This window comes from Picosynechococcus sp. PCC 7003 (assembly GCF_001693255.1).
GTDB lineage: Bacteria > Cyanobacteriota > Cyanobacteriia > Cyanobacteriales > MRBY01 > MRBY01.
This window is the reverse complement of the sequence record NZ_CP016474.1, coordinates 2,971,852-2,993,735: the sequence shown is the minus strand read 5'-3', so window position 1 is coordinate 2,993,735 and position 21,884 is coordinate 2,971,852. Positions and strand designations below refer to the sequence as shown.

Sequence of the window (21,884 nt, the reverse complement as noted above, 5' to 3'; positions counted from 1 at the left end):
CCCTGGTTCACTACTAGGAGGCGGAATTTTTCATGGCATGAGTGACGAAAAAAGATTATTCGGTGAGTTCGTCGTCTTGACCGAGGAGTTGATTGATTAAGCTCGAAATAAAGGTCAGTACCAAGGAACCAATCACCGCTGGGAAAAAGCCATTGACTTCTAAACCTGGTGTTAGGTAGCCGACTAACCCCAAGGCGATCGCATTGACGACGAGGAGAAACAAACCGAGGGTCAGAATGGTTAGAGGCAGGGTAAAGAGGATCAAAATTGGTTTAACAATGGCATTGACAAACCCAAGGGCGATCGCCCCGATCAAGGCTGTGGTCAGGCCATTACCATTAATTTCTAAACCAGGGACAATGGTCGCCGTGAGAAAGAGGGAGCCAGCCGTCGCGAACCAGGTCAACAAAAACTGAGGCATAGTGATTGCGGGGATGATATTTTGTTCCTATTCTATCGGGACTTTTTGACCATTAAGGCGCAGCGGCTCAAACCCTGGGCCTAAGCTTGTTTCCAGAAGTGAATAATTTCCCGCACATGGTTCAGCACTTGGCTATCTTCACTGAGTTGGGCGATCGCCGTTGTGGCTTCTCTGGCGAGTTGTCGGTGGGCGGCTTCATTGGTGGCTTCTAGTTGTTCGAGGGCAGCACGCATTTTTGCTAAATCGCGCCGGAGACTATGCCATTCTTCCTGGTGGGTTTGGGTATTTCTTTCCGTAGTCGTTTGGAGATTTTTCATCCCTGTTTCTAGGGTCACAACCCGATGACGCAATTCCACCACATCTTCCCGGGGATATTGAATTTGTTTGCGAATCGACATTAAGCGCCTCGCGATGAATTGGTAAGCCCGCACTGCTGGCCGCAACACCGTGAGCAATAACATCGCTCCTCCTGTCACATACCCCACTGGACTAATGCCCCAGGCCGCAAGACCATATAGCCCCAAAGCTGAAAATACATGGAGGGCGATCGCCAGCAGCAAACCAAACCGGGCGACCTTCGCCACATAGGCCAATTGTTGGGCATCAACGGGAATCTTTTTCTGGCGAGAAATGACGGCCTCGGCCTTCGTTTCCTCCGCTTCGAAGTAAATATTCCAGGGAATCGTCACTACCGCCAACAGCCACCAAAAACTAGCGATGCCCACAAGCCAATCCACTAAACTTCCCGCCGGAATCTGGAGCCACTGCAAAATAAAAAAGACCACTAGGGCGAGAAATCCAGACCCAAACCCAAAACTTACAAAACTGTAACTGACCATGACGAAAATCTCCTGAGGCGATCGCCTTTCTGATCACCATTGTGGCGACCCAACCCCAAAAATTTTTTTACCCTGTGCCACTTCTTAAACTGTCCAAAAAAATCCTCCCTTGAGGGAGGTGGCCGTCAGGCCGGAGGGTGTCTTCTCCCCTTGAGGGGAGCTAGAGGGGTGTCTAACTACAAAGGCCGATAAACCCGGTAATCAATATTCGGGAAAATGTTGTCCATCTTTTCAATCTTTTCAAGCCAACCCGCATCAATCTTGCCGACTTTTACATCCTCATAGATTTTTTCGAGGCGTAACACATGGCTCTTTGTGCGCCGTTCTGCATAGGGCACCATCGTTCCCGTGCGCATAATAAACGCCCAGTCCGATGACTGTGCCAACAGCAATTCTCGGGCTGCTTGGTTCAAGGCCCGTTCCTCTAGTTCATCTGCCGGTTCCCGTGTCGAAAGCTCAATCATGCGTTCCGCAGCCTTGTGGAGATAAGGGTAAATCCAAGCGTTTGTCTGGTTAAGCCAATATTCATGGAAGCCTTTGTATCCCCAACTCGACTGGGACGGCACCGCTACTTGTTGCGTCGGTTCCATTTTTAGATAATCCGCCAAGTGGGTCATCTGGTATGTACCTTGGTCATACCAAGACTTGCGGAAAAAATAATCTAAGAACCAAGGGCCTTCGTACCACCAGTGGCCAAACAATTCCGCATCATAGGGAGACACCACAATCGGATGACGCCCCATCATCTTATTCAAGCGGCCAATCTGCTGTTCCCGGTTGTACATGAAGTTACCCGCATGTTCGGCGGCTTTTTCCCTAGCCCAGTAGGGATCATAAAGTCCTTTTTCTGACAAGCCACCATCGCGACTGGTGATCTTGTGGTATTTGATCCCCGTATTTTTCCGCTGGCCGTTGGGCATGATGTAGGGCTTGATGTATTCGTAGTCCGCTTCCCAACCCAGATCTTTGTAAAACTCCCGGTAACAGACATCGCCCGGATAGCCCACCTTCGATGACCACACCTGCTGGGAAGACTCGTGATCCCGGCCAAAGGCGGCCACCCCTGTTTCGGTAAAAATCGGCGCATAGTTGCCGTAGCGGGGACGGGGGCGTGCGTAGAGAATGCCATGGCCATCGGTGAGAAAGTACCGTAATCCCGCATCGGCGAGCATCCGCTCTAAACCTTCATAGTAGGCACATTCGGGTAACCAAATGCCCTTGGGAGGACGCCCAAAATTCTCCTCATAACTTTCGCAGGCCACCTGGAGTTGCGCCCAAACCGCTTGGGGGTACATTTTCATCAAGGGGAGGTAGCCATGGGTAGCGCCACAGGTGATGATTTCGAGGTTATTGCTGTCTTGGAATTGCTTAAAGGCTGTAACGAGATCCCGGTCATAGCGTTCCCAAGTTTCGAGAATGGCACTAAATTCTTTGTGGTAATACTCCGCTAAATATTTAATGTGACCGTTGTATTTGTTATGAACAATTTCCTTTTCAACCAGCTCCATCAACAGCTTCATGTGGGCGTCGTAGCGGTCTTGGAGGAGGGGATCCCGGAGCATGGCAACCAAAGGCGGGGTCATACTCATCGTAATTTTAAAGTCGATCCCGTCTCGCTTTAGCCCTTCAAATACATGGAGCAGGGGGATATAGGTTTCGGTAATTGCTTCAAATAACCACTCTTCTTCAAGGACAAAATCACTCTCGGGGTGACGGACAAAGGGGAGGTGGGCATGGAGAACGAGGGCAACGTAGCCTAAAGCCATAGTGGTATTCCTTCCTTAAAAAGAGTCGCTTGCTGAACGATTTTGAAGAGTCGGTGTCAATGTCCATTAGATTCTAAAACGATTTGGTCAATGCACCGCATCTAACTCAAGTTTGAGGCGCTGGGAACATGGGGTAATTGGTCCTCTACGGATTACAATGGGTTTTGGAGTAAGCTCACCATAAACTGTTCTTTTCCCTTAGATTGTGCATGGTAGACAGATTGGGGATCACTTACTTTCTGGGGGCGAATTTGTCTTGTTTGAACTGCCTGTGTCTGCTGAAGATCAATCTCAACTTGCACCTGTTACGACTGATATACAACTGCGATTGTTGTTGTTCACGGATGAGCGTTTGGCCCATCGGGGTGAGATCAAGCGGGTACAAGATTGTCTTGAGCGTTTGCGGCAAGAAACGGACTTTTCTTTAGAAATTATCAGCATCAAAGATCAACCCCAACTGGTGGAATTGTATCGTTTGGTGGCGACGCCTTCTCTCGTGAAGGTTTTCCCGGAGCCGTTGCAGGTGTTTGCGGGGAGCAATATTTTGCCAGACCTAGAGCGCTGGTGGGGGCAGTGGCTGGATACGGTGGCGGCCTTAAAAAAACAGTTTGGCGATCGCCAATTGGTTGAGGTAGAACAATGCGATCGCCGCTTGGCTGCGTCCCAGACAGAGCATTCGAAGGAAGTGATGCGCCTGTCCGACGAAATCTTTCAATTGCAACGGGAAAAAGAAGCCCTCCTCAAGCAGATCGAATTTAAGGATCAGATTTTGGCGATGCTCGCCCATGATCTACGGAGTCCCCTCACTGGAACTTCCATCGCCATTGAAACCCTAGAAATTCTTTCAAAACGCCCGGAAACGGAAAAAACAATTGGCTTGCGGGGTCAGCTCTACCAGCAGGCGAAAAATCAGCTCCAGATCATGAACCGGATGATCACAGAACTGCTCCAAGAGTCACGGCAACTGCTGACAAAGTTAGATGTTAAGCCCCAGCCGATGGCCCTGAGTACCCTGTGCCAACAAATTACAGAGCAAATTCAGGAGCGGTTTCAGCGCAAATCGATTCAGTTGGTTTTGGATATGCCCCGGGATCTGCCGGAGGTTTATGGAGACCGGGAACTGATCCGGCAGGTGATTGTCAATTTGTTGGACAACGCCATCAAATATAGTCCCGAAGGCGGGCGAGTGCGTCTTGTGGGCCTCCATCGTACCCTCCAACAGGTGCAGGTGAGCGTGATTGACACAGGCCATGGTATCCCTGAAGAGGAACAAGAAAAAATCTTTGAGGGACATTTTCGCCTGAAGCGGGACGCCACCCAAGAGGGCTATGGTTTAGGTCTGGCTGTCTGTCGGCAAATTATTCACGCCCACCAAGGCCGCATTTGGGTTGATAGTAGCCCAGGCCAGGGCAGTGAGTTTCATTTTACGCTTCCGGTATCGGGCGATCGCCAAGCTTAAGTATTTCCGTGCAATATTGATCGAGTTGGGTCAGACGGGCTTGGATCTGTTGTTGTTTTTGGCTTTGGGTGCTGGGGGTGCGACTGCCCTGGAGAAAGATTAAATCGGTATTGAGGAGCCGCAACCCCCGATACAATTCCGTGTGGAGCGATCGCCAAGCGCTATAGATTTCTTCGGGTAGCTGTTCCCCGGTGAGGGGGGCCAACTGGATTTCCCAAAAGCTGAGAAACTGCTGTCCCTGACGGACTAAAGCCCCTGGTTCCTGTTGGAGGTGGGTTAAATCCGTGGCGAGGGCTTGCAAATGGATTTTTAATTGTTGATAGGCGGAAAAATTCATCGGGGAGATCGTGCAAATTTAGAGAACAAAAAAGCCATCAAAACTGTATCAAAATTAATCTTTCCGAAAATATTTTGTGCAAACCTAAACTTTTCAGTGAGAATTAAGGTATTTAAAATAAACTTAATCTCCGTTTAAAGCTTATTGTTGAAGTTTTCCGCTTCATCCTTCTGTTCTCAGGAGTCGGCCCCTCGCTTTCCCTTGACCACCTCGGAGTGTGGGCTAAGGTTTTCCCAAGCATCGCCTTTGATTACAGCTTCTTTATCGAGTCCGCTGTCGTTGTTGTTGTTGTTCCCCCCTGTGTTCCTATGACTGCCCCTTCCGTTCAATTAACTGCCGCATCCGAAACAGAAAAATTTGATGTGCCGTTGCCCGCTTGGTTGAAAAATTACCTCTACCAGCCAGAGCAATTGGTCGGGGTCTCCGAAGGCGATCGCCAACTCATCGGTGAAGCCTTTCGCTTTGCCCATGCCCTCCACGAAGGCCAAACCCGCAAATCCGGCGAACCTTATATTGCCCATCCCATTGCCGTAGCAGGGCTATTGCTCGATCTAGGGGGTAATGGCGCGATGATTGCGGCGGGCTTTCTCCATGATGTGGTCGAAGACACAGAAGTCAGTCCCGAAGAAATCGAAGAACGCTTTGGTACCGAAACCCGCAAGCTCGTCGAAGGGGTCACCAAACTCACCAAGTTTACCTTTTCGAGCAAAACAGAACGTCAGGCCGAAAATTTCCGGCGGATGTTCCTCTCCATGGCCGAGGATATCCGGGTGATCGTGGTGAAACTCGCCGATCGCCTCCACAATATGCGCACCCTCGAACACCTGCGCCCCGACAAACAAGAGCGCATTGCCCTCGAAACCCGCGAAATCTTTGCGCCCCTGGCCAACCGTTTAGGGATTTGGCGCTTTAAGTGGGAACTCGAAGATCTCTGTTTCAAGTATCTAGAGCGGGAAGCCTACCGTTCGATGCAAAAACATATTTCCGAAAAACGCACCGAGCGGGAAGCCAAACTCGAAGAAGCCATCGAACTAATTCGCGATCGCCTACGTCACCTGGGCCTCCATGTCTGGGAAATCAAAGGTCGCCCGAAACACCTCTATAGCATCTATCACAAGATGCAACGGCAACACAAAGAATTTGACGAAATCTTCGACATTGCAGGAATTAGGATTATCGTCGAAACCAATGACGAATGTTACCGCGCCCTGGCGGTGATTCACGATGCTTTTAAACCGATTCCTGGACGCTTTAAAGACTACATTGGCCTCCCCAAGCCCAACCGCTACCAATCCCTCCACACCACCGTTGTCGGCTTAAATGGTCGCCCCCTCGAAGTGCAAATTCGCACCATGGAAATGCACCACATCGCCGAATACGGGATTGCCGCCCACTGGAAATATAAAGAAGCTGGTCATTCCGCCGCCAGTTTCACCTCCGAAGACGAAAAATTCACCTGGTTGCGGCAACTGATCGAATGGCAAAGCGATCTCAAGGATGCCGAAGAATACATCGACAACCTCAAGGACAATCTCTTTGAAGATGATGTGTATGTCTTTACCCCCAACGGCGATGTGGTGGCCCTGGCCAAAGGCGCAACTTCCATCGACTTCGCCTACCGCATTCACACCGAGGTGGGAAATCACATGAAAGGGGCGCGGATCAATGGCCGTTGGTCAGTGTTAGAAAAGAAGCTCCGCAATGGCGATATTGTCGAAATTATCACCCAGAAAAATGCCCACCCTAGCCTTGATTGGCTCAATTATGTGGTCACTCCTAGCGCTAAAAATAGGATTCGCCAATGGTTTAAGCGATCGCGGCGGGATGAAAATCTCACCCGGGGCCGCAGTTTACTCGAAAAAGAACTAGGGAAAACGGGCCTCGATTCGATCCTCAAATCCGAGGCGATGCAAACCGTTGCTCACAAGTGCAATTACCAAAATACAGAGGATCTATTGGCCGCCCTGGGCTATGGCGAAGTGACCCTCAACCAGGTGGTCAACCGCTGGCGGGATCAAGTGCGCGACCAGGAAGAAGAACATCTGCCCCAACTGGAGCTAGAAGCTTCTCTAAACACAGCGACAAAACCCCCTAAGCCCCTCCAAGATGGCCATAAATATCCCATTGCTGGCATTGAAGGGTTGGTTTATACCATCGCCAATTGTTGTGCGCCCTTGCCCGGAGAACCGATTATTGGCATTGTCACCCGCAGCCACAAAGGAATTTCTATTCACCACCGCAACTGCGCTAATGTGCAAAATTTTGATGGCGATCGCCTAATTCCCGTGAGTTGGAATCCCAGCATCGACCAAAAACACGCCCCTGTTTACCCCGTGGATCTCCGCATTGAAGTCATTGACCGGGTAGGGGTGCTGCGGGATATTTTGTCACGCCTAAGCGACCAGCACATCAACGTGCGGAGTACCAATGTAAAAACCAGCCACGGCCAACCGGCGATTATTTCTTTGCGGATTGAAATTCGTAACGCCCAACAACTGGGCCACAGCATTAATCAAATTAAAAATATGAGTGACACCTTGAATGTGCGCCGCGTCACCCAAATCGAGCAGGAATAGTAGACTAAGTGATCATACTGAGAATCTCTGAAAGGTCGTCAAATTAACATTAGAGGGCCGATTGCTAGGGCAGTAACCCGTTAGAATAACTATATAGTTCTTTTTGCGCCTAGAATCTATGACCGCTGATTCTGCCTCAATGCAGGATGATCAACCGCTAATTCTTGTTATTGATGATGATCCAATTTCGCGTCGTCTGATTCGTTTTTGGATGGAAAAAGAAGGTTATGTCGTCGCTGAAGCAGTCAATGGCCAAGAGGGACTAGAGGTGTTCCAAAAAACCATGCCAGATATTATCCTGTTGGATTTTATGATGCCTGTCATGGATGGCTTGGCGTTTTGTAAGGCGTTTCGAGAGTTACAAGCGAAGGCGGGAATTGCACTATTAAAAACCACGGAAACACAACCACAGTACTCTGTTCCTCCCTATCGAGAGTTGACGGCCTATCTCCAGGCAGAAGAGTTACTGACGAAAATTGCCCGGACACCCATTCTAATGATTACGGCCCGGGAGGATGATGAATCGGTTACGCAAGCCTTTGCCGCCGGAGCAACGGACTTCATCACCAAACCGATCCACTGGACGATTTTGCGCCAACGGGTGCGCCATCTCATTTACCAGGCAAAGCTCTACCAGCGTTTGGAAGCGACTAATGTGCAATTGCAACGGTTAGCGGCTTTGGATCCTTTAACCCAACTGGCGAATCGTCGGGTTTTTGATTTGGTCTTAGAGCGGCAATGGCGGTTGATGCTCCGGAATCAAATTCCTTTATCGTTGATTTTTATTGATGTAGATTTTTTTAAAAATTACAATGATACCTATGGTCACCAGGCAGGTGATCATTGTTTGTTTGAGGTGGCCCAGGCGATCGCCTCCCAGATCCAACGGCCCACGGATTTGGTTGCCCGTTATGGTGGCGAAGAAATGATCGTCATTTTGCCGGATACTCCCGGGGAGGGGGCTCAGTTAGTGGGAGAACGAATTATTGCTCAGATTCAAAGTTTGGCGATGCCCCATTGCGCTTCCCCAGTGGCCCCCATTGTTACGGTTAGTTTGGGGATCGCATCCATGGAACCGGGCTGTGTAGCGAGTCCAGAAAAATTCGTCGCCCTAGCGGATGGTGCGCTGTATGAAGCCAAGGCCCGGGGCCGGAATCAAATGGTCGCTAAGGTGTGGGATCAGGGTTGATCACTTGATAAATGGCAGAATAGTCTGCTTCGGCGAGATTAAAGGCGATCGCCTGCTCGATAATTTCTCGAATGCCTTCTAGGCCAGTCGTATCGAGGCCGACGGTTTTTGCGGCGGTCAAAAAGAGCCTGGTGTCTTTGAGCAAATGCTTCGTTGGGAAGTTGGGATTTTCAAAGGTGCGATCGCCCATGCGGGGTAGTTTTTTATCAAAGGTCGGGGCATAGAGGGCACTATCACGCAAAATTCCCATAAATTTATCAAGATCGACTTTTTCTCGCTGAATCAAGCCTAGACTCAAGGAAAAACTAGCTGTTAAACCTGCAATCAACTGATTTAAAGCCAATTTCAGGGCAGCTGCCTGACCGACTGCGCCGATATATTTCGGGTCTTGCCCCAGGGTTTTAAAAATCGGCAAACAGACTTGGAACAATGTTTCTTCGCCCCCCACCATTACGAGCAATGTCCCTTTTTTCGCTTCGGGGATACTGCCCAGCACCGGCGCTTCTAAATACTGGCCTTGACGCCGCTGAACTTCTTCGGCGATCGCCTTGCTTTCTTCTGGGGCAATGGTTCCCATCTGAATAATGATTTTTTCCGCAAAGGAAATGTCTGGATTTTCAAATAAGACCGCTTGGATTGCCGCCGCATCACTGAGGGTCAAAATTAAATAATCACTGTTGGCGATCGCCATTTTGGGATCTGTCGTTGTTGTTAAACCTTGTTCTTTTAAGGGATGCAGTTTTGCCGCTGTGCGATTGTAGGCGATCACCGAAAAATTTTCCTGGGCCAATTTCGAGGCGATCGGTGCTCCCATTAGTCCCATCCCAAAAACACTAATTCTCATACAAACTCACTTCCAAATATCTAACTTCACCATCTTCCCCTAATTATCCTCCCTTGAGGGAGGTGGCCGTGAGGCCGGAGGGTGTTCTTCTCCCCTAGAGGGGAGTTAGAGGGGTGTCCCTTGAGGGAGTGAGAGAGGTACTCTCATTAGGTTGCTGGTTAACACTCCCCTAGCCCCTCTCAAGAGGGGAACAGTTGGCTGGTATGCTGGCAACTCCTAACAATCCTCCCTTGAGGGAGGTGGCCGTCAGGCTGGAGGGTGTCCAAAAGAAAACCCCACCCGGAGGTGAGGTCTTTCTTAAAATCAAAAAGTGTGAGCGTTAACCAGTCTAAATAGAGCTAATCAACTTAGAAAGTGAAAGTAGTGCGGAGAGTACCAATGAAAGTACTTTCTTCATCAAATGCACCTTCTGCCGAGTTATTCAACCAAATCACACCAGGGGTGATGGAGATACCATCGGTCAATTGATACTTATAGAAACCCTCGATCTGTAAGGGAGTTTTGTTTGCACTGATTCGGTCGCCGAGAGCTACGCCTTCGGCATTACCAGATTCAACATAAGGGGGGACACCGGCAAAGATGCCCAAAACATTACCTTCTTTGCCGAGGTCAGAGAAGGAAAGACCTAAGCCATAGCTGTAAATGTCTACGCTGCCAAAGTCAGAAACGTCTGCATCGGTGTACATACCGTAGGCAGCAATATCAATTTTATCAGTGAGAGAGAACTTACCTTGAACACCGTAGGTATTAGCTTCTGTCGCTCCGATAGCTGGAAGAGAGTTTGCCCAAGCTGTACCATTCACAGCTGCAGTGCCGCCGAAGTTGTAGATAGGGCCATCTTGCTGGTAACTATTTACATAAGTTACACCAAGCTCTGCACGCTCGCCAAGATTAAAAGCAATCTGTGCTAAAGCACCATAGTCACCGTTGAATAAACCCGCACCTTCGGCAGAAGAACTTGCGTCCTCAGCTAAATAACCTAAGGAGATGTCAACGGGGCCGAGAGGCATGTTAAAACCAAGACCGGAACCACCACTGATAGTGTAGATCGGGCTAGATGCGGCGAGTTGTGTTAGAGAACCACTGCCGCCAGTGAAGTCTTCAAGACCTGCCGCGCCAAAAGTTGTGCTGGTGTAATCGCTATGGAGACCGCCAAAAGCTGCGAGGTAGACATTCGCTCTGCGGAGAGGGAAATAGTAGGCTAACCAATCGATAACAACGTCGTTAGCACCGGTATCAAGGTTAAAGGTTTGAAAGCCAACGCCATCCAAACCACTGCCTAATTCTTGATCTACAGGAGATAGAGGAGAAGAATTCCCGGCTGTTAAGCGGGTAATTAAAGTATCCTTTCCAGTAAAGCTAGTTTCAAGGGTGAGACGAACGCGATCACTGAATGTCGTTTCGGTGAAATCCTCATCAAGGCCATCAACAGCATTACTGTCACCAAAGCTATCTTGAATTGCAAAAACAACTTCACCGCTTAGTTTGGTGGTGGTGGAGAATTGGTGATCTTCGAGGAACTCAACACGGCCTTCGAGGTCATCAACGCGAGCACCGAGGGTAGCAAGTTCCGCTTCAAATTCGTTGATCAAGCGACGTAGCGCAGCAAGATCTTCGGCGGTTACTTCAGAACCACCGCTTTGGATCATCCGCTCGATCTGCTGTAAACAAGCGTTCAGACCAGCCGCAAATTCGTAACGGCTGAGGGGGCGGCTACCACGGAAGGTGCCATCGGGATAACCAACAATACAGTTGTAGTTTTCGACTAGATTACGAAGCGCATCAAAAGCCCAGTCGGAAGGAGAAACATCGCTGAGTTGGAAAACGCTGTTTACCTGAGCAATGTCACCTTGGCTGTAGGTGTTGATTTGATTGAGAAGTTCGCTGTTATTTGCTTGTGCCTGGGCGGTGCCAGCAGTGGCAACAGAGACGCCGACAGCAGCAGAAGCAATGGATAAAGATTTCCAGAGAGATGTTTTCATTTGTTTTTCCTCACACATTAAAGGCACTAAGTTCTGGATTCAGATTAGGCCTTTGTATCAATCATATTAGCTCAAAATTTTGGATTGGGAATGGATTCGTCATAAGAATTTTTTGATGATTCCTTTACCTATCCATTAAGTAAACGTTACCTGAGAAGTTTTGTCAGAAATGTTACAGCATTGTCCCCTAAATCTTTAGACGATAGATCGTCTTTACTGGATTCTTTTTTGAGAGAGAAAATCTGCAAACTTCCCAGATGTCTTTTCTTAAAGTTTTATTTGAGGTGTTGGCGGCCTTCGACGTTTACAGTTGATTGAAGGTTCCGGCAAGATCAAAATCTTTCTGGGTGAGGCCACCAGCGTCATGGGTGGTGAGGTTTACAGTAACTTTGTTGTAGGAAATTTCGATGTCGGGGTGGTGGTCAGCGGCTTCGGCAGGTTCGACGAGTTGGTTCACAAAGTCAACGGCCTCAACAAAGTTTTTGAATTTGAAGAGACGCTGGATTTTGTTATCAACTTGTGACCATTCAGAAAATTGGCTCAGTTGCGCTTGGATTTCGGTGTCGGTCAATCGGGTTGCCATGGAGAAAACCTCCTATAAAAAACTATCCGCCCTTACTAGGGTTATCTCTACGATAACGAAGCAAGGGCGGTCTAGTCGGGTCTCTTTAGTTAAAATCTGACTGCCGGAAGGAACTCCGACTCTCTTAACTCACTCAAAGAGCAAGCAAAATTTTAGAGAACAGCCCCGGCACACAGCCGATTTACTTTAACTGTGAGACCCATGTTGTTACTACTGTCATTCATGGGCATCACCTCCTATTCTCCGGCAGGTTTTATCCGGTAGAACTCTTTTATGCTGGCACAAGCATTTTGAAAATTCAACTTGTACAACCCTCTAGCTCCCCTAGAGGGGAGAGACACCCTCCGCCTGCGGTACCTCCCTCAAGGGAGAGACAAACACCCCTCTAACTCCCCTCATAGGGGAGAAGTTCATAGGTCTTGCCAGCATACCCGCCAACTGTTCCCCTCTTGAGAGGGGTTAGGGGAGTGTTAACCAGCAACCTACTGAGAATACCCATCTAACTCCCCTATGAGGGGAGAATGGTCCCCTCCGCCTTCGGCACCTCCCTCAAGGGAGGATTTTTAGCCGACGACGACATCACGGATGCGCAGGGAAGAGCCACCACAACCGACGGGCAAACCACTTTGGCCGCCTTTGCCGCAACCGCCGGATTCGTCCCAGTAAAAATCGTCGGCGATCGCCTCAATATTTTTTAAGGTTTTAAAGACGTTGCCAGAGAGGGTCACATCCTTGACGGGTTCAGCAATTTTGCCATCGCGAATCATCCAGGCTTCTCCAGCACTAAAGGTAAACATTTCGCCGTTGGTCATGCCGCCAAGCCAGTTTTTCGCATACACCCCTTCTTTGATGTCCGTGGGCAAATCAGCAACGGGCGTTTGACCCCGTTCGATCCAGGTATTTGTCATGCGGACGATGGGCGGATAGTGATAGTTCAAGCAGCGAGCGTTGCCGGTGGGCTGTTCGTCGAGTTTGCCAGCGGTTTCGCGGGAATGAAGGCGGCCCACGAGTTTACCGTCTTTGATCAATTGCGTCGTGCTGGCAGGAACACCTTCGTCATCATATGAATAACTGCCGCGATGGCCTTCCGGTGCGGCTCCGTCAAAAATCTGGAGATCCTCCCCACCAAATTGCCGGCCCATGCTCATGGTTTCGAGGAGGTCGGGGTTTTCGTAGGCCATATCTGCCTCGGAAAGATGGCCAAAAGCTTCGTGGACAAATAGCCCGGTCAAAATTGGGTCAATGACAACGGTATAGGTGCCGCCTTTGGCTGCGGGGAGGGTCAATGAATTAACGGCCCGCTGGGCTGCGCCTTTGACCTGTGCATCAAGGTTTTCGAGATCTTCGTAGGCTTTGCGGGAGCCGGTGGTTTCTCGCCCGGTTTGAACCGTTTCACCATTACGGGCTGTGGCCGAAAAACGCATTTCCAGATCAACCCAGGACTGTTCGATGAGGGTGCCTTCTGAAGTCGCCAGAATTATATGCTGGGTGCTGTCGCCATAGCTCACCTTGGTACTGGCAATTTTGCCGCTGTGGCTCAAGAGAAGATCACTGTAGCGATCGCATAATTCTTTTTTCCGTTGGAGTGGGATTTGGCGGGGGTCGGTGCCGCTTAGGGGTAGAGTGCAAACCGCTTGGATTGGGTCAATGGGAGCCAAAATGGTTTCGTCGTCACCGATTAAAATCGCGGCGGCGATCGCCTCTTCAATGCGGAGTTTAAGATTTTCTAAATTATTAAAGGCCGCGAACCCCCAACCCCCTTTATGGCAGACCCGCACCTGGCCCCCAAGGGAAGTACTTTCACTGAGGGTCTCGATCTTATTTGACCGCAAAACAATACTGCTACCGGCCGCTTGTTCCAAACGGATCGACAAAAAATCCACCTGATTTTTATACTGTTGGATCAAATCCGTCAATTGATCCTTGTACCCAGCCAAAATCGTTTCCATCACTTTTGCCCTTTGATCTAAACCCTGAACATAAACCAATTTTGACATTGACCTTGGCTTATTGAGTAAAGTGCTAAGGCGAACCTAAAGACTGGCTTTGTCTCGGTTTTTCGCTTCAACTAATCAAAAGTAATGCCATTGCCAACATATTCTTATCCAAGATGTAAACAATTGTTAAGTTTTTGTGTGTTAACCTTGACTCAAGGACAAAAACTCAATTATCACGGAGCACATTTGTATGCCTTATACTCTCGATGCAGCAAGAAACATTTTCCCCAGTACATTAACTGCGGATGTTGTGCCGGCCACCAGTGCTCGGTTTAGTCAGCTGAGTGCAGAGGATCAACTGGCATTAATTTGGTTTGCTTACCTGGAAATGGGTAAGTCAATTACCATTGCTGCTCCTGGTGCGGCAAATATGCAGTTTGCAGAATCTACTCTTTTGCAAATCAAGCAGCTCTCTTTTAAAGATCAAGCCCAGGTAATGTGCGACTTAGCCAACCGTATCGATACGCCCATTAACCGCACCTATGCGACTTGGTCTGTAAATATTAAGCTCGGTTTCTGGTATCGCCTCGGTGAATGGATGGAAGAAGGTAGTGTCGCGCCGATTCCTTCTGGTTATAAGCTGTCTGCCAATGCTTCTGCGGTTTTAGATACGATTCGTAGCCTTGAACCTGGTCAACAAATTACGGTTCTGAGAAATGCCGTCGTTGATATGGGTTTTGACCCAGCCAAGATGGAAGGCTATCAGCGTGTTTCTGAGCCGGTTGTTGTGCCGACGGAAATTGCCCAGCGGGAAAAAATCGAAATTGAAGGTGTCGATAACCCCACGATTAACCAGTACATGACCAACCTCAATGCCAATGATTTTTCGGCATTGATCAGTCTCTTTGCTGAAGATGGTGCGCTACAGCCGCCGTTCCAGCGTCCGATTGTCGGCAAAGATGCGGTATTACGCTTCTTCCAAGAGGAATGTCAAAACCTAAAACTCAATCCGAAGAAAGGGGTTGTTGAGCCCACTGACGATGGCTATACCCAGATTAAAGTGACTGGCACCTGTCAAACGCCTTGGTTTGGTGCAGAAGTGGGCATGAATATTGCTTGGCGCTTCCTCCTCAATCCTGAAGGAAAAATTTTCTTTGTGGCCGTTGATTTGCTCGCATCTGCGAAGGAACTCCTCAACCTTGTGCGCAAGTAGTGAATGCTTGGATGAATTGCTTTAATTCCGAATAAATTCATCCCTGGTAACGTCCCAATTGGGGCGTTTTTTTGTCAGTATGGCGTGGTTGGAGGCAATATTTTGAAATTGATGCGGCAAGAAGAGGGTCTGGGATTATTATGGGCGATCGCCATTTTCTCGGCTTGGCTGGGAAGTGCTGTGTATTGGTTAAGCCATCCGTTAATGGCACTTTCCTGGCCTGGAATTGTTGCAGGAATTTGCGTCAGAACCTTTTTCCATACGGGTTTATTTATTTTGGCCCACGATGCCATGCACGGTAATTTGTTGCCGAGTTCTCCCCGTTGGAACCATCGTCTGGGGCATTGGGGGGTCAATCTGTATGCCTGTTTGTCCTACCAAGACTGTATCCGCAACCATGCCCAACACCATCGCCACCCTGCTCAACCGGGGGATCCAGATTTTCATAATGGACGGCACCGCCACCTGCTGCTGTGGTACTGGCATTTTATGGGGAAATATTTAGCGTGGCGACAATTCTGGGGGTTTGTGCTAATTTTCGGGGCGATCGCCTTGCCGTTAAATGTGCTGGGCCATGTGCCCTACGAAAATTTTTTTGTGTTTTGTCTGCTGCCGATTTTTCTGAGTTCTTGGCAACTATTTTTCTTTGGGACTTATCTGCCCCACCGCGATCGCCGCTCTCTGCCTAAACCCAGCATTAAACCGTCGCTTGGGTGGCGAATTTGGTCATTTTTAAGCTGTTACCATTTCGGCACGTTCCATGAAGAACACCATCGTCATCCCCACAAACCTTGGTTTAGGCTGCCGGGTCACGGTATTTCTTAACAAAATTGTAATAAAAACCTTAAATTCCTACGGGCACTTATTTTGAGCAGTGTTTTTGCCCAGGCGATCGCCCCCAAAGTGCGGGATTATGAGAATCCAGACTGCGCTTTTGATACATAACTTATTATAATCAGCCCCATTAGTTTGAACTTACTAAAGTCAAAACGATATTTATTTTGAAACTCACTTTTTCAATTACCCATGCTAACGATGCCCACTGCGAACACTCAATGGTCACTGCAAGAGAAAACCGTCGCCAAGAAAGCGTTTGACTTATCCTACCGCCGGGAAATTGCCGCAGTGATGGCCGAAGCAAAACGCCAGGCGACCCTCGCCGAAGACCCCACTGATCTCTGGCAACTTAACGATTTCTTGAGTGCCCGACGGCATTATCTAGATGGCAAATACGATTTCAGCCCTGAAAGCCTCGTCTTCACCTTCGCCCAGTTAATCAAAGAAGGCTGGTTAGAGCTGCAAGAATTAGAGGGTTTAGCAGCCGAGAAACTTTCAAAAATCCGCATCCTCACCCTAATGTAAGCTCTGGACTAAAGCCTTGCGACGCGGAATCGCATAGTTTAAAAAATCCTTCGCCATGATTGTATTCGGAAAAATGGCCTGGGCCTCAGCTAAAAGATCATCTAGGGTTAGCTCATTCCCCGGCATGTAACGGGGACTAAAGTGGGTCATGATCAGTTGCTTCACTTGGGCTAAAAGCGCCACCTGGGCGGCCATTGTCGAGGTGGAATGGAGACGATCAAAGGCCATCTCTGCATCCTTGTGGGCGAAAGTTGCCTCGTGAATTAGGACATCAGCATCCTGGGCCAACTCCACCGCCGCCTCACAAAAAACGGTGTCAGTACAATAGACCATCTTGCGGCCAATTTCCGGTTGACCACAAAGCTCAGAGCCGTTAATAATTCTGCCATCGTCGAGGGTAACGATTTTTCCTTTTTTCAGATCGCCATAAACAGGGCCGGGAGGAATCCCTAACTTTTGTGCTTTAGGGAGGTTAAATTTGCCAGGACGATCCTTTTCAGCAACGCGATAGCCAAAGGCGGTGACGCGATGTTTGAGGGGTAAACAGCTTACTCGAAACTCTTTATCTTCAAAGACTAAACCGGGTTTGACTTGATGGACGCGCAGGCGATCGCCAATGCGCATGTAAGAATATTTTTCGCAGGCCCGGAGATATGCCTCTAAACCGGGGGGGCCATAAATTTCTAAGGGATGTCCCGTTCCCGCGAGGCCCATGCTGGCGATCAAACCCATTAGCCCAAAGATATGATCGCCGTGCATGTGAGTGATAAAAATGCGGCTAATTTGGGATGAACGAATATCACTTCTTAAAAGTTGATGTTGCGTCCCTTCGCCACAGTCAAAGAGCCATGCCTCGGCCCGCTGTGGTAATCTCAACGCCACACTCGATACATTTCGCGCCCGCGTCGGCACGCCAGAACTGGTTCCTAAAAATGTGATTTCCATTCAGGTGATTTCTGTTGAGGCGATCGCCCATAACCTACATCCTATCCATCATAAATCTTCCCCAGAAGCAAAGTGGCCAAAAAAAATCCTCCCTTGAGGGAGGTGCCCGTTAGGCCGGAGGGTGCTATTCCCCTAACCCCTCTCAAGAGGGGAACAGTTGGCGGGTATGCTGGCGAGTCCTAAAAATCCTCCCTAGAGGGAGGTGGTCGTAGACCGGAGGGTGTCTCTCCCTTATGAGGGGAGCTAGAGGGGTGTCCCTAGAGGGGAGTTAGATGGGTATTCTCAGTAGGTTGCTGGTTAACACTCCCCTAACCCCTCTCAAGAGGGGAACAGTTGGCGGGTATGCTGGCAAGACCTATGAACTTCTCCCCTATGAGGGGAGCTAGAGGGGTGTCCCTAGGCGGAGGGTGTCCGTTACTTATTCGCCTGGGCCCAAACGCGGGTAGGCAGCCCCCAAATATAAATAAACCCTTCCGCCGACTCGTGGTTAAACTTGTCGTCCGCCCCGTAGGTTGCCAAATCCGGCGTATAAATAGATTTCTCAGAACGACGACCGACAATCCGCGCTGTTCCTTTGTGGAGTTTGAGACGAACAACGCCCGTAACCCGTTCTTGAGTTTGCTCGATAAACGCATCCACCGCTTGCTTCAGGGGCGAGAACCACAAACCGCGATAAATTAACTCAGAATAAGTTTGCTCCATGCCGCGCTTATATTGGGTCACATCGGCGGTGAGGGTTAAACTCTCTAAATCACGGTGGGCATCCACAAGCACACACATCGCCGGGGATTCATAAATTTCGCGGGATTTAATCCCCACAACACGGTTTTCGATCATGTCAATGCGACCAACACCGTGATTACCGACGATTTCATTCAATTTCGCAATCAAATCTACAGGGCCAAGGGCTTCGCCATTCACCGTCACTGGGGCACCTTTTTCAAAGCCAATCTCTAAATATTCCGGTTCGTCGGGGGTGTCAGAAATGGCTTTTACCATTTCAAAAACTTCTTCGGGGGGTTCGCACATGGGATCTTCGAGGGGGCCAGCTTCAATACTGCGACCGAGCAAGTTTTTATCGATACTGAAAGGAGAAGACTTTTTCACCGGAGACGGAATACCAAATTTTTCACCGTAGGCGATCGTCTCTTCCCGACTCATGCCCCATTCCCGCGCGGGTGCGAGCACTTTGATTTCAGGATTCTGCGCCAAAATACCCAAATCAAACCGCACTTGGTCATTCCCTTTGGCGGTACAACCGTGCGCTACGGCATCAGCCCCATATTTTTCGGCGGCACGGACGAGCATTTTCGCAATGAGGGGACGCGCTAAAGCGGTAGCCAGGGGATAGCGATTTTCGTAGAGGGCATTGGCTTTAATCGCGGGGAAAGCGTAATCGGTAATAAATTCTTCGCGGCCATCTTCAACGAGGGAAATCACAGCCCCAGAATCTAAGGCTTTTTGTTTAATCGGGCCTAGCTCCTCGCCCTGTCCTAAATCTGCGGCAAGGGTAATTACTTCCTTTACGCCCCATTCGTGCATGAGATAGGGAATACAAACGGATGTATCGACACCGCCGGAATAGGCGAGGACAACTTTTTCTGCGCGACCCATAGTTTAAATACCGTATATAGATGAATCAAGGCAGATTATAGCTTGACACTGCCCTGGAAAAAGCTTGAAAAAACCGGACTTTTGCTGCTATCACAGAATGCTGACAACCTTCCCCTTCAAGAGACGCCCTCCGGCCTAGCGGCCACCTCCCTCTAGGGAAGATTTTTAGGACTCGCCAGCATACCCGCCAACTGTTCCCCTCTTGAGAGGGGTTAGGGGAGTGTTAACCAGTAACCTACTGAGAATACCCATCTAACTCCCCTCTAGGTACACCCCTCTAGCTCCCCTATGAGGGGAGAAGTTCATAGGTCTTGCCAGGATACCCGCCAACTGTTCCCCTCTTGAGAGGGGTTAGGGGAGTGTTAACCAGCAACCTACTGAGAATGCCCATCTAACTCCCCTCTAGGGACACCCCTCTAGTTCCCCTCATAAGGGAGAATGGCACCCTCCGGTCTTCGACCACCTCCCTCTAGGGAGGATTTTTTGGGGTGGGCGAGAAGCCATTCTGTAATTGTTTCAACAATTGCCTCTGGGTGATTTTGGGCATCGTATTCGCTGAAGCGGAGAAAAGAAACGCCTAGGGCTTCAAGTTTAGCTTGGCGATAAGCGTCTCGTTCTTGGGCAGCGAGGCTATCGTGGCTACTGCCGTCAATTTCGATAGCGAGCATCCAATCTTTGCAATAGAAGTCAACGATAAATTGGTCGATGGGACGTTGGCGTAGAAAGCTGACACCGAGGATTTGTTTTTTGCGGAGGTGTTGCCAGAGGATTACTTCGCCTCTGGTCATGGTTTTGCGGAGTTGGCGGGCGCGTTCTTTCAGGATGGGATTATATGGATGTATTTTGCGGGGCATGGCAAGACACTGTTTTTCCATAATCTTATCCAACACCTCCGCCTCTTCTTGTTCCCCTCCACGAGAGGGGCTAGGGGAGGGTTATCGACCGATTGCGTAGCCCACCGTCAACACCCTCCGGCCTAGCGGCCACCTCCCTCAAGGGAGGATTTTTAGGACTCGCCAGCATACCCGCCAACTGTTCCCCTCTTGAGAGGGGTTAGGGGAGTGTCAACCAGCAGCCTATTGAGAGCACCACTCTAACTCCCCTGTGAGGGGAATGGCACCCTCTGCCTGACGGCACCTCCCCCCGAAGGGACACCCCTCTAACTCCCCTATGAGGGGAAGACACCCTCCGGCCTATCGGCCACCTCCCTCAAGGGAGGATTTTTTTTGGGGGGGTGATAGGAAAAGAAAGTGGGTGGGTAATTTAGGGTTAACGGATAAATGATTCCGGTTGAAGCCGGGATAAGGAGATGCCCCCAAATGAAAAATTTTACTTTCAAACTTCTGCAACAACTCAACAAGAAGAAAGCTGACAAAGGTTTTACTCTGATTGAACTGCTCGTTGTTATCATCATCATCGGTATTCTGTCTGCTATCGCCCTACCTGCATTCTTGAACCAGGCTGCTAAAGCACGTCAATCTGAAGCAAAACAGGCTCTTGCTTCTTTGAACAAAGCTCAGCAAGCTTACTATTTAGAGGAACAAGAGTTCTCCGACACAATTGGTCGTCTTGGCCTTGGCCTTTCTGGTGGAACAGAAAACTACTCCTATGGAGCTACTGCGGCTAATGCTGCAGGTGCAGGTAATGCTAATTTTGATACGACGGATAGTGATGCTACGATTTTCGCAATCTCTAGTGATCAACAGGCAGTAAGAGATTATGTGGCTGGGGCAGTCATATTCACAGAGGATGGAAATACAACCACTACCACAGGTCTCTGTGAAGAAAATGACGCTACATTCAGAACTGCGGCTGCTGCCACGACTGCAGATATTACCCTTACACCTACAGCAACAACTCCTGATGCAGCGGTTGCTTGTGCTAACTCTGACCCTCTCTAAATTTTCGAAGAGTGTTGAAATAATCACCATGTAGCTACTTTTATAGCGCTCTTAGGGAATATTTTTTGTTTGCTTGAAAAAGTATTCTTTAGGAAAATTAAAAAAAACAGCTCCAAACTTAAGCCAGCTTTACTATTGTTGTTATAAAGCTGGCTTCTTTACTTAATATCTAACTTGGGTTAAACGTTTAATTCAAAATCTTTTGAAGTGATGATATATGATTATTCGTCTATGCTTTACCAAGCAGAAATATCAACGAAATACTAATCATAAAAATCCAAGGCTGTCTTCGACTCAAGGGTTGACTGTTCTTGAACTACTGATTGCAATGGTTATGATTTCAATTTTGTCAAGTATCGCCTGGCCTACTTATTTGAGTATGTCCGCTAAAGCCCGCCAAACAGAGGCGCGAAATGTGTTAGGAATTGTAAATCGTAGTCAACTTGGTTTTTATCAAGAAAATAGTCGCTTTGCTGAGTCTATTTCCGAGCTTGTTTTTGGGATTAGAGTCGTCAGCGATAACTATAGCTATACAAATACTTACTCTGGTGGTGTACCAGGATTAATTGAGAATACAGCAATTCCCTACGCTACATATTTATTTGCGAATCCTCAAGATCCTTTAGCCGTTAAAAATTATGCGAGTGGTGTTGTTTTGTATGTTAATAATGGTGTTGTGACCCTAAAATCCATCGTCTGCGAAGAACAAAATCCATCAGCTAATATTGCCCTAGAAGTAATTGATGGTTCTGGTAGTTTTACGACTGGAGGAATGCAGCTCGATCCTGCTGCAAATTTTGATGCCGATGCCGTGCGCTGTGATGGTACCCACTACAAAACCGTTCTCACAGACCGCTAATCTTCACAGACCGCTAATCTTTTTTCTCACCTGCGGCACCTCCCTCTAGGGAGGATT

19 protein-coding genes are annotated in these 21,884 nt (G+C 48.9%); 8 read left to right on the top strand and 11 right to left on the bottom strand.

What is annotated here, in order from left to right:
- Positions 1 to 55: 55 nt before the first annotated feature.
- From AWQ21_RS14190 to AWQ21_RS14180, 3 genes are all read right to left on the bottom strand, one after another.
- The gene (locus AWQ21_RS14190; protein ID WP_065715088.1) at positions 56 to 421 is read right to left on the bottom strand and encodes a phage holin family protein; all 366 of its coding nucleotides are present in this window, start codon (positions 419 to 421) and stop codon (positions 56 to 58) included.
- 80 nt (positions 422 to 501) lie between these two features.
- Positions 502 to 1,260 (bottom strand): hypothetical protein, encoded by a 759-nt coding sequence (locus AWQ21_RS14185; RefSeq protein WP_065715087.1) that lies wholly within the window; start codon positions 1,258 to 1,260, stop codon positions 502 to 504.
- A 176-nt stretch (positions 1,261 to 1,436) separates the two neighbouring features.
- Positions 1,437 to 3,026: a glycoside hydrolase family 57 protein gene (locus AWQ21_RS14180; RefSeq protein ID WP_065715086.1), complete on the bottom strand. Its 1,590-nt coding sequence runs from the start codon at positions 3,024 to 3,026 to the stop codon at positions 1,437 to 1,439.
- Between the two features lie 271 nt (positions 3,027 to 3,297).
- On the opposite strand from AWQ21_RS14180, the gene AWQ21_RS14175 reads away from it, so the two are divergent.
- Entirely contained in the window at positions 3,298 to 4,485 is a 1,188-nt protein-coding gene (locus AWQ21_RS14175; protein ID WP_065715388.1) for a histidine kinase, read from the top strand.
- Here AWQ21_RS14175 and patD read toward each other — a convergent pair.
- Positions 4,451 to 4,822, bottom strand: a complete 372-nt coding sequence (gene patD, locus AWQ21_RS14170) for a heterocyst frequency control protein PatD (RefSeq protein WP_065715085.1) — start codon at positions 4,820 to 4,822, stop codon at positions 4,451 to 4,453. The genes AWQ21_RS14175 and patD overlap by 35 nt on opposite strands.
- A 308-nt stretch (positions 4,823 to 5,130) precedes the next feature.
- Here patD and AWQ21_RS14165 point away from each other — a divergent pair, with 308 nt between their 5' ends.
- Together AWQ21_RS14165 and AWQ21_RS14160 are read left to right on the top strand one after the other, a co-directional pair.
- The gene (locus AWQ21_RS14165; RefSeq protein WP_065715387.1) at positions 5,131 to 7,398 is read left to right on the top strand and encodes a bifunctional (p)ppGpp synthetase/guanosine-3',5'-bis(diphosphate) 3'-pyrophosphohydrolase; all 2,268 of its coding nucleotides are present in this window, start codon (positions 5,131 to 5,133) and stop codon (positions 7,396 to 7,398) included.
- Positions 7,399 to 7,516: 118 nt separating this feature from the next.
- The gene (locus tag AWQ21_RS14160; protein ID WP_065715084.1) at positions 7,517 to 8,587 is read left to right on the top strand and encodes a diguanylate cyclase domain-containing protein; all 1,071 of its coding nucleotides are present in this window, start codon (positions 7,517 to 7,519) and stop codon (positions 8,585 to 8,587) included.
- Here the strand turns inward: AWQ21_RS14160 and AWQ21_RS14155 are convergent.
- From AWQ21_RS14155 to AWQ21_RS14140, 4 genes are all read right to left on the bottom strand, one after another.
- Positions 8,565 to 9,431: an NAD(P)-dependent oxidoreductase gene (locus AWQ21_RS14155; protein ID WP_065715083.1), complete on the bottom strand. Its 867-nt coding sequence runs from the start codon at positions 9,429 to 9,431 to the stop codon at positions 8,565 to 8,567. The two genes, AWQ21_RS14160 and AWQ21_RS14155, sit on opposite strands and share 23 nt — an antisense overlap.
- A 347-nt stretch (positions 9,432 to 9,778) precedes the next feature.
- The gene (locus AWQ21_RS14150; RefSeq protein WP_065715082.1) at positions 9,779 to 11,413 is read right to left on the bottom strand and encodes an iron uptake porin; all 1,635 of its coding nucleotides are present in this window, start codon (positions 11,411 to 11,413) and stop codon (positions 9,779 to 9,781) included.
- A 304-nt stretch (positions 11,414 to 11,717) separates the two neighbouring features.
- A complete protein-coding gene (locus tag AWQ21_RS14145) occupies positions 11,718 to 11,996 on the bottom strand; it encodes a 4a-hydroxytetrahydrobiopterin dehydratase (RefSeq protein WP_065715081.1) in 279 nt (92 codons plus the stop codon).
- Positions 11,997 to 12,559: 563 nt separating this feature from the next.
- Positions 12,560 to 13,945, bottom strand: coding sequence for a TldD/PmbA family protein (locus tag AWQ21_RS14140; RefSeq protein WP_065715080.1), 1,386 nt, complete (start codon positions 13,943 to 13,945; stop codon positions 12,560 to 12,562).
- 238 nt (positions 13,946 to 14,183) lie between these two features.
- Here AWQ21_RS14140 and AWQ21_RS14135 point away from each other — a divergent pair, with 238 nt between their 5' ends.
- From AWQ21_RS14135 to AWQ21_RS14125, 3 genes are all read left to right on the top strand, one after another.
- Positions 14,184 to 15,146: an orange carotenoid protein N-terminal domain-containing protein gene (locus AWQ21_RS14135; protein WP_065715079.1), complete on the top strand. Its 963-nt coding sequence runs from the start codon at positions 14,184 to 14,186 to the stop codon at positions 15,144 to 15,146.
- A 111-nt stretch (positions 15,147 to 15,257) separates the two neighbouring features.
- On the top strand, positions 15,258 to 15,971 hold the full coding sequence (locus tag AWQ21_RS14130; RefSeq protein ID WP_083998036.1) for a fatty acid desaturase: 714 nt from the start codon (positions 15,258 to 15,260) through the stop codon (positions 15,969 to 15,971).
- A 210-nt stretch (positions 15,972 to 16,181) separates the two neighbouring features.
- A complete protein-coding gene (locus AWQ21_RS14125) occupies positions 16,182 to 16,508 on the top strand; it encodes a hypothetical protein (RefSeq protein WP_232315002.1) in 327 nt (108 codons plus the stop codon).
- On the opposite strand, the gene AWQ21_RS14120 is transcribed toward AWQ21_RS14125, so the two are convergent.
- The 3 genes from AWQ21_RS14120 to AWQ21_RS14110 form a co-directional block, all read right to left on the bottom strand.
- On the bottom strand, positions 16,500 to 17,453 hold the full coding sequence (locus AWQ21_RS14120) for a ribonuclease Z (RefSeq protein ID WP_065715076.1): 954 nt from the start codon (positions 17,451 to 17,453) through the stop codon (positions 16,500 to 16,502). The genes AWQ21_RS14125 and AWQ21_RS14120 overlap by 9 nt on opposite strands.
- 414 nt (positions 17,454 to 17,867) lie before the next feature.
- The gene (locus AWQ21_RS14115; RefSeq protein WP_065715075.1) at positions 17,868 to 19,067 is read right to left on the bottom strand and encodes an argininosuccinate synthase; all 1,200 of its coding nucleotides are present in this window, start codon (positions 19,065 to 19,067) and stop codon (positions 17,868 to 17,870) included.
- A gap of 416 nt (positions 19,068 to 19,483) precedes the next feature.
- Positions 19,484 to 19,942 carry an endonuclease domain-containing protein gene (locus AWQ21_RS14110; protein WP_232315000.1) on the bottom strand — a complete coding sequence of 153 codons (459 nt, stop codon included), beginning with the start codon at positions 19,940 to 19,942 and terminating at the stop codon, positions 19,484 to 19,486.
- Between the two features lie 444 nt (positions 19,943 to 20,386).
- Here AWQ21_RS14110 and AWQ21_RS14105 point away from each other — a divergent pair, with 444 nt between their 5' ends.
- Positions 20,387 to 20,968 carry a type IV pilin-like G/H family protein gene (locus tag AWQ21_RS14105; protein WP_065715385.1) on the top strand — a complete coding sequence of 194 codons (582 nt, stop codon included), beginning with the start codon at positions 20,387 to 20,389 and terminating at the stop codon, positions 20,966 to 20,968.
- 217 nt (positions 20,969 to 21,185) lie between these two features.
- The gene (locus AWQ21_RS14100) at positions 21,186 to 21,827 is read left to right on the top strand and encodes a type IV pilin-like G/H family protein (protein ID WP_083998035.1); all 642 of its coding nucleotides are present in this window, start codon (positions 21,186 to 21,188) and stop codon (positions 21,825 to 21,827) included.
- Positions 21,828 to 21,884 lie beyond the last annotated feature (57 nt).